Origin of the sequence: Xanthomonas bonasiae, assembly GCF_014836395.1 — a bacterium.
GTDB classification, from domain to species: domain Bacteria; phylum Pseudomonadota; class Gammaproteobacteria; order Xanthomonadales; family Xanthomonadaceae; genus Xanthomonas_A; species Xanthomonas_A bonasiae.
Map to the genome: position 1 here is coordinate 1 of NZ_JACSQX010000027.1, position 13,389 is coordinate 13,389.

The 13,389-nt window shown below is 70.1% G+C and carries 12 protein-coding genes; 4 read left to right on the forward strand and 8 right to left on the reverse strand.

The window, feature by feature from the left end; genetic code table 11:
- Positions 1-579: 579 nt before the first annotated feature.
- The 4 genes from H9658_RS22665 to H9658_RS22680 all read right to left on the reverse strand — a co-directional run bounded on the left by H9658_RS22665 (position 580) and on the right by H9658_RS22680 (position 3,763).
- Entirely contained in the window at positions 580-1,011 is a 432-nt protein-coding gene (locus H9658_RS22665; RefSeq protein ID WP_145703847.1) for an organic hydroperoxide resistance protein, read from the reverse strand.
- Positions 1,012-1,122: 111 nt separating this feature from the next.
- The gene (locus tag H9658_RS22670; protein ID WP_191827034.1) at positions 1,123-1,590 is read right to left on the reverse strand and encodes a MarR family winged helix-turn-helix transcriptional regulator; all 468 of its coding nucleotides are present in this window, start codon (positions 1,588-1,590) and stop codon (positions 1,123-1,125) included.
- Between the two features lie 348 nt (positions 1,591-1,938).
- Entirely contained in the window at positions 1,939-3,036 is a 1,098-nt protein-coding gene (gene zapE / locus H9658_RS22675; RefSeq protein WP_185823535.1) for a cell division protein ZapE, read from the reverse strand.
- 61 nt (positions 3,037-3,097) lie between these two features.
- On the reverse strand, positions 3,098-3,763 hold the full coding sequence (locus H9658_RS22680; RefSeq protein WP_191827035.1) for an alpha/beta hydrolase: 666 nt from the start codon (positions 3,761-3,763) through the stop codon (positions 3,098-3,100).
- 83 nt (positions 3,764-3,846) lie between these two features.
- Between H9658_RS22680 and H9658_RS22685 the strand changes: the two genes are divergently transcribed.
- Complete coding sequence (locus H9658_RS22685; RefSeq protein WP_191827036.1) at positions 3,847-4,710, forward strand: EamA family transporter; 864 nt, start codon at positions 3,847-3,849, stop codon at positions 4,708-4,710.
- A gap of 188 nt (positions 4,711-4,898) precedes the next feature.
- Here the strand turns inward: H9658_RS22685 and H9658_RS22690 are convergent, their stop codons facing one another.
- On the reverse strand, positions 4,899-6,224 hold the full coding sequence (locus H9658_RS22690) for a GTP-binding protein (protein ID WP_191827037.1): 1,326 nt from the start codon (positions 6,222-6,224) through the stop codon (positions 4,899-4,901).
- 63 nt (positions 6,225-6,287) lie between these two features.
- On the opposite strand from H9658_RS22690, the gene H9658_RS22695 reads away from it, so the two are divergent.
- A complete protein-coding gene (locus tag H9658_RS22695) occupies positions 6,288-6,662 on the forward strand; it encodes a MerC domain-containing protein (protein ID WP_179569764.1) in 375 nt (124 codons plus the stop codon).
- A 178-nt stretch (positions 6,663-6,840) separates the two neighbouring features.
- Here H9658_RS22695 and H9658_RS22700 read toward each other — a convergent pair whose 3' ends face one another.
- From H9658_RS22700 to H9658_RS22710, 3 genes are all read right to left on the reverse strand, one after another.
- Positions 6,841-8,568: an ExeM/NucH family extracellular endonuclease gene (locus H9658_RS22700; protein WP_191827038.1), complete on the reverse strand. Its 1,728-nt coding sequence runs from the start codon at positions 8,566-8,568 to the stop codon at positions 6,841-6,843.
- A gap of 95 nt (positions 8,569-8,663) precedes the next feature.
- Complete coding sequence (locus H9658_RS22705) at positions 8,664-9,182, reverse strand: c-type cytochrome (protein WP_179569768.1); 519 nt, start codon at positions 9,180-9,182, stop codon at positions 8,664-8,666.
- 298 nt (positions 9,183-9,480) lie between these two features.
- Positions 9,481-10,095, reverse strand: coding sequence for a TetR/AcrR family transcriptional regulator (locus tag H9658_RS22710; protein WP_179569770.1), 615 nt, complete (start codon positions 10,093-10,095; stop codon positions 9,481-9,483).
- Positions 10,096-10,231: 136 nt separating this feature from the next.
- On the opposite strand from H9658_RS22710, the gene H9658_RS22715 reads away from it, so the two are divergent.
- Together H9658_RS22715 and H9658_RS22720 are read left to right on the forward strand one after the other, a co-directional pair.
- The gene (locus H9658_RS22715) at positions 10,232-11,395 is read left to right on the forward strand and encodes an isovaleryl-CoA dehydrogenase (RefSeq protein ID WP_179569772.1); all 1,164 of its coding nucleotides are present in this window, start codon (positions 10,232-10,234) and stop codon (positions 11,393-11,395) included.
- Between the two features lie 113 nt (positions 11,396-11,508).
- Positions 11,509-13,119, forward strand: coding sequence for a carboxyl transferase domain-containing protein (locus H9658_RS22720; protein ID WP_191827039.1), 1,611 nt, complete (start codon positions 11,509-11,511; stop codon positions 13,117-13,119).
- Positions 13,120-13,389: the final 270 nt, after the last annotated feature.

Genomic DNA, 13,389 nt, shown 5'->3' on the forward strand with positions numbered 1-13,389 from the left:
TTTCGATGGCACATCCATGTGCCAACGAAAAACGTCGCGCATCCTGCGCGCCGCCCTTCGGGTATTCGCCCGCCGGGGCTGCCGCGCTGAGGGGACCCGGTAGATCAAAAGCAAAGCAAAAGCGACAGCAACAGCAGAAGCGGAAGCGGAAGCGGAAGCGGAAGCAGAAACAACAGCCGAGCTGATAGACACGATCGATGGAACGGCCAGTGACCGCAGCGCATGCAACGCGGAGCTATCGCGCTCGCTCAGTTACGGAGTACTCCGAATCGGATCAGTTTCCGGCTCGTTCAACGCCGCCGACAGCCCCAGTGCCAGCATCCCACCGCGTCTGCACCACATCTCGCTGCTGTCACCACACAGCCGCGCGCTCGCGTGGCACGCATGGCCCTGCTGTTCGAATTGTTCGCGGATCGGCGTCTTGAAAGCCGTTTCGTTCTCGGCCGACCAACTGCCGGCCTTGCTCTCGATGCCGTCGCGTCGCGTACGGCACGGTGGCTCGGACTACTGCCGTATGGCAAACAGCAAAAAACCCCGCCGCGCAGTCGCGCGACGGGGTCTTCGGGCCAGCCGCATCGATCAGTCGAGGACGACCAGATTCACGTCGATGTTGCCGCGGGTCGCGTTGGAGTACGGGCAGACCTGGTGCGCCTTGTCGACCAGCGCCTGCAGCTCCTCGCGCGGCATGCCCGGCACCGCGATGCGCAGTTCCACCGCGATGCCGAAGCCGCCCGGGATCTGGCCGATGCCGACGCTGCCTTCGATGCTGACCTCGCCCGGCAGCTTCTGCTTGTCCTGCGCCGCCACCGCCTTCATCGCGCCGATGAAGCAGGCCGAATAGCCGGCCGCGAACAGCTGCTCCGGATTGGTGCCGTCGCCGCCGGCACCGCCCAGCTCGCGCGGGGTGGACAGCTTCACGTCCAGCGCCTTGTCGGAAGACACGGCGCGGCCTTCGCGGCCGCCGGTCGCGGTGGCGTGGGCGGTGTAGAGGATCTTTTCGGGTGAGGCCATGGTGGTTGCTCCTGGTGAGGCGCGTCGCGCCGGTTGATTGACAGCTATTTAATAGCACACTACTTAATTAACGAAACGTCATGGGCCCGTGTCGGCTCCGTGGCAACGGCATCAGCCGCCGCCCAGGTTGCCGCGCAAGGTTTCCAGTTGCTGCTTAAGCTGGCGCAGGTCCTGCAGCGAGCACGCCGCCGCGCAGAACACCTGCTCGGGGACCGCGCCGGCCTTGTTGCGCAAGGCGCGGCCAGCCGCGGTCAGGCGCACCACGACCTGGCGCTCGTCGTCGGCCGAGCGTTCGCGCGTGACCAGGCCGCCGGCCTGCAGGCGCTTCAACAGCGGCGTCAGCGTGGCCGAATCCAGGAACAGCCGCTCGCCGATCGCCCCGACCGTGCGCGCGTCTTCTTCCCACAGCACCAGCATCACCAGGTACTGCGGATAGGTCAGGTCCAGCGCCTTCAGCAGACCGCGATAGAGCTTGTGCATCGCCAGGTTGGCCGAGTACAGCGCGAAGCACAGTTGCTGATCCAGCTGCAGCGCAGCGTCGCGGCTGGGGATCTCGGCAGGGGTGCGCTTCTTCGGCATGGGCGCAATTTACATAGCGCGCTATTTAATTGCAAGCACTTTTTCAGTCGGACAGGTCGGACATGCGCCGTTTGGTTCGTTGCGGCTGTCGGCCCAGGCAGGAATGCGACGTCTGCCGGCCGCATTGCTTCGTTCGTCGCGGCTGAAGCCGCTCCTACAGAAGCCGCGGCAGACCCACCGGGTGCACTGTAGGAGCGGCTTCAGCCGCGACGAACGCAAGCGGTAAGCGTTCCGTGTGCGCCACAGTGTCGCGGCCGAGGACCCGCGTCAACGTACGTGGGTTTCCAGGAGGAGGCCTGGCGAGAAAACGGCATGCCGCTCTCTCGCCGAGGCCATCGCCTCGCCCCCTCAGGCGCGGTGCGCGGTCGCCAGGTACTCGGCGCTCTGCATCTCGATCAGGCGCGAGGCGGTGCGTTCGAACGCGCCGGCCAGGCGCTCGCCGCTGTACAGCTGCGGCGGCGGGTCCTGCGCGGTGCACACCAGGTTGACCTGGCGGTCGTACAGTTCGTCGATCAGGTTGACGAAGCGCCGCGCCGCGTCTTCGTTCATGCGATCGAAGTGCGGGATGCCGCCGAGCAGCACGGTGTTGAACTCGCGTGCGATCTCGATGTAGTCGGCCGGCCCGCGCGGGCCTTCGCACAGCGCGGCGAAATCGAACCAGGCGATGCTCTTGCCGCGGCCGCGCACCGGGATCTTGCGCGCCTCGATGACGATGTTGCCGCTGCGCGCGGCTTCGTTGCCGCTGAGCTCGCCCCAGCGCCCGTCCAGCCATGCGTCGGACTGCGCGTCCAGCGGCGCGCGGTAGACCGGCGAGCGGGTCAGCGCGCGCATGCGGTAGTCCTCGGTGCCTTCGGCGTACAGCTCCACGCAGTACTTCTGCAGCAGCGCGATCGCCGGCAGGAAGCTCTCGCGCTGCAGGCCGTTGAGGTACAGGTTCTGCGGCGCGGTGTTGGAGGTGGTGACCAGGGTCACCCCCTCGGCGAACAGGCGCTCCAGCAACCGCGCCAGCAGCATCGCATCGCCGATGTCGGTGACGAAGAATTCGTCCAGCACCAGCACGCGCAATTGCGTGCGCCATTCCTGCGCGATCTTGGCCAGCGGATCGCTCTGCCCGGCGTGCTCGCGCAGGCGCTCGTGCACGCCGCGCATGAAACGGTGGAAGTGGGTGCGGTACTTCTGCTCGATCGGCAGGCCGTCGTAGAACAGATCGACCAGGAAGGTCTTGCCGCGGCCCACGCCGCCCCAGAAATACAGGCCGCGCACCGGCTCGGGCTTTTTCCAGAACGCGGCCAGGCGATCCAGCCAGCCGTCCTGGTCGCTGTCCACGATCGCGGCGTGGATGCGGTCCAGCTCGGCCAGCGCGGCGTGCTGCGCCGGGTCGTCGCGCCAGTCGCCGCGTGCCACGCCGGCGGCGTAGCGTTGCGAAGGCGTGGCGGCGGCGCTCATCGGCGCGCGCCCGCGCAGCGCCCTGCCTGCGGCCATGCGGCCGCCTGTCGACGCACCGCGCTCACGCCTGGTGCGCCGGCAGCCATGCCTTGACCCCGTGCTGCAAGGCGCCGCGCAGGTCGATCAGCTTGCGGTGGAAGAAATGGCTGGTGTCGGGCATGCGCACCAGCTCGGGCTGCTGCTCCAGCGTCTCCAGCCAGTCGTACACGGCCTGCGGATCGACGATCTCGTCGGCGTCGCCCTGGATCACCAGCCACTGCGGCGGCGGTTCCACACCGGCGAAATCCCAACGCCCGGCCGGCGGCGCGATCGACACCAGCGCCTGCGGCTGCAGCGCGGCGCTGGCGCGCAGCGACACGTAGGCGCCGAAGCTGAAGCCGGCCAGCCACAGCGCATCGTGCGGGCGCTGCGCGCGCACCCAGGCGGCCACCGCGGCCAGGTCCTGCTGCTCGCCGTCGCCGTGGTCGAAACTGCCGGCGGAGGCGCCGACACTGCGGAAGTTGAAACGCACCACGTGCACGCCGAGTTCGCGCAGCGCGCGCGCGACCATCGTCACCACCTTGTTGTGCATGGTGCCGCCCTCGGTGGACAGCGGGTGGCAGACGATCGCGGTGACCGGCAAGGCGGCCACCGCGGCATCGGGCAGATCGACCGCGGCCTCGAGCGGGCCGGCGGGGCCGTCCAGCGTCAAGGCGCCGGATTCGGTAGGGAAAGCGGGAGAGGTCATGCGCTCATAATACCGGGGCTGGGTGCAGGCCACATGCCGGCCACGCGCACGCAGCGTTCTCTCCCCCGACCGGATCCCTGCGCGTGGCGTTCGTTCTCCTGAGTGTGATGTGCAGCGTGCTGGTCTCGGCGCTGCTGAAGCTGGCGCCGCGGCGGCGTATCGACCTGGCCCAGGCCGTGACCTGGAACTATCTCGCGGCGGCGCTGCTGTGCGCGGCGGTGCTGCAACCGCCGCTGGCCACCCTGCGCAGCGCGCAGGCGCCATGGGCGGCGCTGCTCGGCCTGTCGGTGCTATTGCCAGCGCTGTTCCTGGTGCTGGGCCGCGCGGTGGCGCTGGCCGGCATCGTGCGCACCGACGCGGCGCAGCGGCTGTCGCTGCTGCTGTCGCTGGCGGCCGCGTTCGCGCTGTTCGGCGAGCGCGCCAACGGCTACAAGCTGGCCGGGCTGGCGCTGGGCCTGCTGGCCATCGCCGGCATCGTGCACCGGCCCGCAGCGGCACCGGCCGGCGCCGCGCGCGCCGCGCCGTGGCTGCTGCTGGTGTGGGCCGGCTTCGCCCTGATCGACGTGTCGCTCAAGCGCATCGCCCAGGCCGGCACGCCGTTCGCCGCCTCGCTGCTGGTCGCCTTCGCGATCGCCTTCGTGCTGCTGCTGGGGGTGCAGCTGTGGCGGCACCTGCGCGGCAGCGCGCCGCTGGCCTGGCGCAACCTCGGCGCCGGGCTGCTGCTGGGCGCGCTCAACTTCGGCAACATCGCGCTCTACGTGCGCGCGCACCAGGCGCTGCCGGACAGCCCGGCGGTGGTGTTCGCGGCGATGAACCTGGGCGTGATCGTGCTGGGCGCGCTGCTCGGCGTGCTGGCCTTCGGCGAGAAGACCAGCGCCTGGAACCGCGCGGGACTGGGGCTGGCGTTGCTGGCGATCGTGCTGATCGCTGTGGGTGCGCGCGGTTAGTGGGGCCGTGGGCGGCGTGGGTTTCTGTCGCGGCTGAAGCCGCTCCTACAGGAGCCGGGTGCTGATGGCTGCTGTAGGAGCGGCTTCAGCCGCGACGAGCGCAGCGCGGAGCCATCCGCCCTGGGTCGGTGTCCGGGCGAAGGCTTCCCCCACGCCAGGCCCGAAACATCGATGTCATCGCCAACGACTCAGCGCCGCCACAGCGGGAACGGATCGGCCAGCGCCTGCCAGGCCAGCGGCCCGCGCCGCAGTTCCGCGTCGTCGAGCAGGCAGGCGTCGAGTTCGGCGCGCACCCGCGCCTCGTCCAGATCGACGCCGATCACCGCCAGCTCCTGGCGGCGGTCGCCCCACAGCGGGTGCCACAGCGCGCGCAGCGCCGCGTATTCGCGCGCATCGCCCACTTCCTCGGCGCGCGGCGGCGGCGCGCTCCAGCACGCGCTGTGCTGCCGCTGCCAGCCCAGCTCGGTGTAGGGCAACGGCTGCGGCGGCAATGGCAGCGGCGCATCCAGCAAGCCCTGTTCGACGCGTTCGCGCGCGGCGTACCAGAAGCCGGCGGCCTGGGTCTGGGTGGCCGCGCCGGCAATGGACAGCTCGCCGACCCAGTCCATGCGGCTGGCCAGCCAGAAGAAGCCCTTGCTGCGGACCACGTCGCGCAGGCCGCGCTGTGCCAGCCGCGCGAAACGCAAGGGATGGAACGGACGCTGTGCGCGGTAGACGAAGCTGCCGATGCCGAACTGCTCGGTCTCCGGCGCGTGGTCGCCGCGCAGCGCCTGCATCCAGCCCGGCGCCAGCTGCGCGCGCACGAAGTCGAAACGGCCGGTGTCCAGCACCAGGTCCAATGGCACCTCGCCGTGGCTGGCTTCGACGATGCGCGCGTCGCGATTGAGCGCGCGCAGCACCGCGCGGGTACGCGCCACCGTGTCCGCGGTGGCCAGGTCGCATTTGCCGATCACGATCACGTCGGCGAATTCGATCTGCTCCACCAGCAGGTTGACCAGGCCGCGATCGTCGTCGGCGCCGGCCTGCAGGCCGCGCTCGGCCAGCCGTTCGGCCGAGCCGAAATCGCGCAGGAAGCTCACTCCGTCGACCACGGTGAGCATGGTGTCCAGCCGCGCCACGTCGGCCAGGCTGCGGCCGTGTTCGTCGCGCACCGCGAACGTGGCGGCGACCGGCATCGGCTCGGAGATGCCGGTGGATTCGATCAGCAGGTAGTCGTAGCGCCCGCTGTCGGCCAGGCGCTGCACCTCCTGGCGCAGGTCCTCGCGCAGCGTGCAGCAGATGCAGCCGTTGCTGAACTCGACCAGGGTCTCTTCGGTGCGGCTGAGCGCGGCGCCGCCGTCGCGGATCAGCGCCGCATCGATGTTGATCTCGCTCATGTCGTTGACGATCACCGCCACGCGGCGGCCGTCGCGGTTGCGCAGCACGCGGTTGAGCAAGGTGGTCTTGCCGGCGCCGAGGAAGCCGGACAGGACGGTGACGGGGAGGCGGCGGTCGAGCACGGCGGACGTTGGCATGGCGGCTTGGACGTGGCGGGAGAAATGTTACTATATAACACTTCAATGCCGGAATCGCCGCCCATGAAATCCCTGCCCCAGCCGTTCTTCGATGCCTCAGCCGTGCTCCTGTCCGGGCTGTGCCTGCTGCATTGCCTGGCGCTGCCGCTGCTGGCCGCGGCCCTGCCGCTGTTCGGCGTGTGGGCGCAGGCCGAATGGGTGCATGGGCTGTTCGTGGCGATCGCGCTGCCGCTGGCCGGGCTGGCGCTGTGGCGCGCACAGCGGCAGCGCCCGCTGCCGTGGCCGCTGTGGACGATGGCCGTGCTGGGCCTGTGCGGCCTGTTGGCCGGCGCGATCGGATTCCCCAGCGCGCAGGCCGAAACCCCGGTCACCGTGGCCGGCAGCCTGCTGCTGGCGAGCGCGCACGTGTGGAACTGGCGGCGCAGCAGGCACTGTTAGCCGGGATTGGGGATTGGGGATTGGCAAAAGCCTGCGGCCCGCCCCATTCCCATCCCGACTGTTCAACAGCCGAGTGGCTGGTCATTCCGCGCTCTTTTCCGGAAACGCAGACCGCAAAACCGACCGCTCGACCCTCCGCTTCAACGAATCCCGAATCCCGACCAACGAATCCCGGCTCTCAAAGCTCAAAGCCCAGCAGTAGCGGGTCGTGATCCGAGCTGCGCCACGGACCCGGCAGGTTGCGCTCGCGATAGCCGTCGGCGTCGGGCGAGTCGGCATTGATGTGCCATTCGGCGGCACCGCGCAGCAGCGGTGCCAGCGCCGGACTCAGCAGGGCGTGGTCCAGGCGGCCGCTCAGGCCCCTGTAGATGAAGCTGTAGGGCTGTTCGACGTGCGCCTGCGCCAGCGCATCGCGCCAGCCGGCGTCGCGCAGCAGGCGCAGCGGGTCTTCCATCGCATAGGCGTTGAAGTCGCCGAGCAGCACGCTGACGGTGCTGCCGCTGCCGGTCGGGTCGCTGCGCAGCCAGGCATCCAGGCGCCGCGCCGAGTCGGTGCGGGTGGCGTTCCAGCAGCCCTGGCCGTCGCCGCGGTCGGCATCGTCGCCGGCCGCGTCGCCGCAGCCCTTGGACTTGAAGTGGTTGGCGACGACCACGAACGGCTGCCCGGTGCCGCGCCGGAACGCCTGCGCCAGCGGCACCCGGCTGTGCGCGGCGAACGGGCCGCCTTCCAGCACCGCCGGCTTGCCGACCGGGCTGACCCGCGAGGCGCGGTAGATCAGGCCGACCCGGATCGGGTTGTCGCCCGGGCCGCGCCCGGCATCAACGAAGCGCCAGTCGCCGCCATCGCCGGCATTGAGCGCGGCGACCAACGTGGCGATCGCCGAGGTCGGCCCGTAGCCGTCGTTTTCCAGTTCCATCAGCGCGGCGACGTCGGCCTGCAGCGGACGGATGGTGGCAACCAGCTTGGCCAGCTGCGCCTGGAATTCGGCCGCGTTGCGCGCCCCGCGCAGGGTCGGGAAACCGCCGCCGCGGCCGTCGCCGTTGAAGAAGTTCTCCAGGTTGAACGCGGCCACGCGCAGCGTGCCGGCGACCTGCGGCGGCGCCGGTGCCGGCGGCGGGGTCAGCTGCAACGGCGCGGTCGGATACAGCCGCGCCGCACCCTCGACCACGCCGCCGACGATGCCTTCCACGCCCTGCAGCGTGGTGCCGGCGCGCGGCGCCGCGGCGGCTTCGCCGCTGCCCAGATAAGCGGGCAGGCTGTCGGGCGCATGCGTGCCGGCTTCGCCCAGCAGCAGCAGGCGCCGCGCATTGTCGGCGTTCGTCGCGGCCAGCTCGGCGCTGCCCGGCGCGGCGATTTCGGAGGGTTGCCACAGGCGTCCGCCGAAGGCGACGCCGAGTTCGCCGGCCTTGGCCAGCGCATCGGTATCGACCACGGTCAGCGGCGCATCGATACGCACGCGCATGCCGGCCAGCGCCGACCAGTCGGCCGGTACGGCGTCGAGCACCTGCAGCGGCAGCGGCTGCGCGCGCGCCAGCACGGTGTGCCCGGCGGCGCGTACGCTGCGCCCGGCGAACGGCGTGCCGGCGGACGCCAGGCTGGCCGCGCGCCGCGGCGCCAGTTCGCCCCAGACCCGCACCCGGTCGCCCGGCACCAGTGAGGCGTCGGCATCGCCTTGCACCAGCAGCGCGTCGGCGGTGAGCGGATCGCCATCGCCGGCGTCCTGCACCAGATAGCTGTCGCCGCCGGCCTGCACGCGCGCGGTGACCACGCCTTCGAACACCACGCCCTGCGCGCTGTCGGCCGGCCGCAGCTGCCCGATCGGCACCATCTGCGGCGGCGTCAACGCATGCGCGGCGGGTGCGCCGGCAACCAGCAGCAACGACAACAGCGGGGGCAACAGGCGCATGCGATCACTCTCCTTAGCTCGCCGGCATGGGGCCGGCATCGAATACGAACGCGCCGCCCGGAGGCGGCGCTGGAAAAACCCGCAGGAAGCGCAGGTTACTTCAGGTTGGACAGCATCCAATCGACCGTGGCGTGGATCTGCGCTTCGCTGAGCGCCGGGTTGCCGCCCTTGGGCGGCATGATCCCGCCATCGGGGCCGGTGTAGCCCTCGATCGCGTGCTTGTACAGCGTGTCCTTGCCCTGCGCGATGCGCGCATCCCAGTGCGAATGGTCCAGGGTCGGCGCCTTGCCGACACCGGTGGTGTGGCAGGCGGTGCACAGGTTGTCGAAGATCACCTTGCCGTCGGTGGTGCCGCCGTAGGCGACCTGCGCCGAGGCCTTGGCCAGCGCCGCCGCCTGCGCGGCGGCCTGCGCCGCAGCGCCGGTGCTGCCGGCATACACCGCGCCCGCCGGGGCGATGCGTTCCTCGGTGCGCTTGAGCGCCACCGGCGACACTTCCGGCGGGATCGCCCGCTGCAAATAGGCCGCGAACGCGATCAGACCGAGGGTGATGACGACCAACAGGCCGATCACCATCGAGAACCGCTTGAGAAATTCGAGGTCGTAATTCCGCACATCACACCCCTTTGGCACGTGGTAACCGGACCACCGCTACGCGGCCGAGTATAGCCAGCGTTTGCCGCGCACGGCAGTCCGGCGACACAGCGAATCGCAGACGATGCGTGCTGCATCGCAGCAGTTTTGCCGCGCGGCGGGGCACGGCTTCGGCATGAAGGCCGTCCTGGCGCATCGTCGGTCGCACGACATGGCGACCGGAGCACTGCGCCACCCCCTACCCTCTCGCGCTGTCGGTTCGCCGCCGGAACCGCACTGCGCAGATGTCGGAAACGGCGTGGCCCGTAGGACGCGCCTATTACGCCTGCGCGCTGCCGACCGCGCGCAGACAGAACCCGCACACCGCCTCGACCAGACGCTCGCTGTCGCGCGGGCCGTCGCGGCTGGGCGCGGTCGGCCCGACCAGGGCTTCGGTGTAGGCGCCGACCAGGCAGGCCGCGGCCGCGTCCAGGTCCTGCGCCGGGAATTCGCCCGCGGCCACGCCCTCGGCGAGGATGCCCTTGAACAGGTCGCCGAACAGGCGCCGGCAGCGGATGCGCTCGGCATCCACCTCCGGCTCGACCGGCTCGGCGATGAAGGCGTAGGCCAGCCCCGGCCCGGCCAGCGCGCGGCGCACGAACGAGGCGATCGCCGCGCGCAGGCGCTGCGTCGCCGACGCCGGTTCGGCGGCGATGCCGTGCAGGATCGCCAGTTCGTGGTCCACCGCCGCGGTCAGCACTTCCACGAACAGCTCGGCCTTGGACGGGAAGTGGCGGTAGATCAGCCCGGTGGACACCCCGGCCTCGGCCGCCACCGCGGTCACCGGCGCGCCGCGGAAGCCGCCGGCGGCGACCAGCCGCCGCGCCGCCAGCAGGATCCGCTGGCGGTTGCCGGCGAGGCGTTCTTCCATCAGCGCGGAGCGTTTGTAGGCCATGGGGTGATTCTAGGTTCAATTAATGAATTATTGTTCACTTCTTCGCCGTTCCCGGCTACGCTGGCGTCCATTCCCCGGCGCCGCCTGGATTCTAGGCGCCCCATTCGCCGCACGCCTGCTTCCGGAGCCGCCCGCCATGCTGATGCCGTCGTTGAATTTCGAACTGGGCGAGGACATCGACCTGCTGCGCGACACGGTGGCCGCCTTCGCCGCGCGCGAGATCGCGCCGCTGGCCGAGCAGGCCGACCGCGACAACGCGTTCCCGGCGCCGCTGTGGCGCAAGCTCGGCGAGCAAGGCCTGCTCGGGTTGACCGTGGAGGAAGAGTACGGCGGCAGCGCGATGGGCTACCTGGCGCACGTGGTGGCGATGGAGGAGATCTCGCGCGCCTCCGGCGCGATCGGCCTGTCCTACGGCGCGCATTCGAACCTGTGCGTGAACCAGCTGCGCAAGAACGGCAGCGAAACGCAGAAGGCACGCTACCTGCCCCGGCTGTGCAGCGGCGAACACGTCGGCGCGCTGGCGATGAGCGAACCGGGCGCCGGTTCGGACGTGGTCTCGATGAAGCTGCGCGCCGAGCTGCGCGGCGACCGCTACGTGCTCAACGGCAACAAGATGTGGATCACCAACGGCCCCGATGCCGACGTGCTGGTGGTCTACGCCAAGACCGACCCGGCCGGCGGCGCGCGCGGCATCACCGCGTTCCTGGTCGAGAAGGGCATGCCCGGCTTCAGCACCGCGCAGAAACTGGACAAGCTCGGCATGCGCGGCTCCAACACCTGCGAACTGGTGTTCCAGGACTGCGAGGTGCCGGTGGAGAACGTGCTGGGCAGCGTCGGCGGCGGCGTGCGCGTGCTGATGTCGGGCCTGGACTACGAGCGGCTGGTGCTGTCCGGCGGCCCGCTGGGGCTGATGGCCGCAGCGATGGACGTGGTGATGCCGTACGTGCACGAGCGCCGCCAGTTCGGCGAGGCGATCGGCAGCTTCCAGCTGATGCAGGGCAAGCTGGCCGACATGTACGTGGGCCTCAATGCCTGCCGCGCCTACGTATATGCAGTGGCGCGCGCCTGCGACGCCGGCCGCACCACCCGCCAGGACGCCGCCGGCGCCATCCTGTACGCGGCCGAGAAGGCGACCTGGCTGACCGGCCAGGCGATCCAGGTGCTCGGCGGCAACGGCTACATCAACGACTACCCGACCGGGCGCCTGTGGCGCGACGCCAAGCTGTACGAGATCGGCGCCGGCACCTCGGAAATCCGCCGCATGCTGATCGGCCGCGAACTGTTCGAGCGGACCAAGTGATCCGATGCGCTTCGTGTAGGAGCGGCTTCAGCCGCGACACCTTCCCGGTAAAGCGTCGCGGCTGAAGCCGCTCCTACACGGACTTCCTTTTCCTCTTTTTCGATGGCCCTGCCATGAGCGTGATCCAGACCCAGTTGCAACCCGGCAGCGACGCCTTCGCCGCCAACGTCGCGGCGCTGCGCGCGGTGGTCGACGACCTGCAGCAGACCCAGGCGCGTATCGCCCAGGGCGGCAGCGACGCGGCGCGCGCCAAGCACCAGGCGCGCGGCAAGCTGCTGGCGCGCGAGCGCATCGACGCGCTGCTCGACCCGGGCAGCGCGTTTCTGGAAATCGCCCCGCTCGCCGCGCTGGGCCTGTACGCCGACGAGGTCCCGTGCGCCGGCGTGGTCGCCGGCATCGGCCGCGTGTCCGGGGTGGAATGCGTGATCGTCGCCAACGACGCCACGGTCAAGGGCGGCACCTACTACCCGATGACGGTGAAGAAACATCTGCGCGCGCAGGAGATCGCGCAGCAGAACCGGCTGCCGTGCATCTACCTGGTCGATTCCGGCGGCGCGTTCCTGCCGCTGCAGGACGAGGTGTTCCCCGACCGCGACCATTTCGGCCGGATCTTCTACAACCAGGCCAACCTGTCGGCGCAGGGCATCGCCCAGATCGCCTGCGTGATGGGCTCGTGCACCGCCGGCGGCGCCTACGTGCCGGCGATGAGCGACGAGACGGTGATCGTGCGCGAGCAGGGCACCATCTTCCTCGGCGGCCCGCCGCTGGTGAAGGCGGCCACCGGCGAGGAGGTCAGCGCCGAGGAGCTGGGCGGCGCCGACGTGCACACGCGCATCTCCGGCGTGGCCGACCATTTCGCCGACAACGACCTGCAGGCACTGGCGCGGGTCCGCGCGATCGTGGCCCAGCTCAACTGGCGCAAGCCCGAGCCGGCGCTGGCGTTGCGCGCGCCGGAGCCGCCGCTGTATCCGGCCGAGGAACTGTACGGGGTGATCCCGGCCGACCCGCGCAAACCGTTCGACGTGCGCGAAGTGATCGCACGCGTGGTCGACGGCTCGCGCCTGGACGAGTTCAAGGCGCGCTACGGCACCACCCTGGTCACCGGCTTCGCGCATCTGCACGGCTATCCGGTCGGCATCGTCGCCAACAACGGCATCCTGTTCTCCGAGTCGGCGCTAAAGGGCGCGCACTTCATCGAACTGTGCGCGCAGCGCGGCATCCCGCTGGTGTTCCTGCAGAACATCACCGGCTTCATGGTCGGACGCAAGTACGAGCACGGCGGCATCGCCAAGGACGGGGCCAAGCTGGTGATGGCGGTGGCCTGCGCAAAGGTGCCCAAGTTCACGGTGGTGATCGGCGGTTCGTTCGGCGCCGGCAACTACGGCATGTGCGGCCGCGCGTATTCGCCGAATTTCCTGTGGATGTGGCCGAACGCGCGGATCGGGGTGATGGGCGGCGAACAGGCGGCGAGCGTGCTGGCGACGGTGCGCCGCGACGGCATCGAGAGCAAGGGCGGCAGTTGGTCGGCCGAGGACGAGACGGCCTTCAAGACGCCGATCCGCGAGCAGTTCGAACGCCAGGGCCATCCGTATTACGCGAGTGCGCGGCTGTGGGACGACGGCATCATCGATCCGGCGCAGACGCGGCGGGTGCTGGGGCTGGGACTGTCGGCGGCGTTGAATGCGCCGGCGGAACCGACCCGGTTCGGGGTGTTCCGGATGTGAGCGGGCGCGACCGCCCTGCTTTGCACGCATCGCGGTCGGCGGTCGTCCCACCGACCATGGCCGACAGCTCCGCTGCTGCTGTTGCCTCTGCTGTTGCTTCTGCCTCTGCCTCTGCCTCTGCCGTTGCTTCTGCTGTTGCTGTCGCTTTTGCTTTGCTTTTGATCTACGGGGTCCCCTCAGCGCGGCAGACCCAGCGGGCGAATACCCGAAGGGCGGCGCGCAGGATGCGCGACGTTTTTCGTTGGCACATGGATGTGCCATCGAAAAATG

Coding starts and splice junctions, on each gene's coding strand:
- H9658_RS22680 (WP_191827035.1), bottom strand. CDS start 3,763: ATGACCTCTCCCGCTTTCCCTACCGAATCCGGCGCCTTGACGCTGGAC.
- H9658_RS22690 (WP_191827037.1), bottom strand. CDS start 6,224: ATGCCAACGTCCGCCGTGCTCGACCGCCGCCTCCCCGTCACCGTCCTG.
- zapE (WP_185823535.1), bottom strand. CDS start 3,036: ATGAGCGCCGCCGCCACGCCTTCGCAACGCTACGCCGCCGGCGTGGCA.
- H9658_RS22710 (WP_179569770.1), bottom strand. CDS start 10,095: ATGGCCTACAAACGCTCCGCGCTGATGGAAGAACGCCTCGCCGGCAAC.
- H9658_RS22700 (WP_191827038.1), bottom strand. CDS start 8,568: ATGCGCCTGTTGCCCCCGCTGTTGTCGTTGCTGCTGGTTGCCGGCGCA.
- H9658_RS22720 (WP_191827039.1), top strand. CDS start 11,509: ATGAGCGTGATCCAGACCCAGTTGCAACCCGGCAGCGACGCCTTCGCC.
- H9658_RS22715 (WP_179569772.1), top strand. CDS start 10,232: ATGCTGATGCCGTCGTTGAATTTCGAACTGGGCGAGGACATCGACCTG.
- H9658_RS22665 (WP_145703847.1), bottom strand. CDS start 1,011: ATGGCCTCACCCGAAAAGATCCTCTACACCGCCCACGCCACCGCGACC.
- H9658_RS22695 (WP_179569764.1), top strand. CDS start 6,288: ATGAAATCCCTGCCCCAGCCGTTCTTCGATGCCTCAGCCGTGCTCCTG.
- H9658_RS22670 (WP_191827034.1), bottom strand. CDS start 1,590: ATGCCGAAGAAGCGCACCCCTGCCGAGATCCCCAGCCGCGACGCTGCG.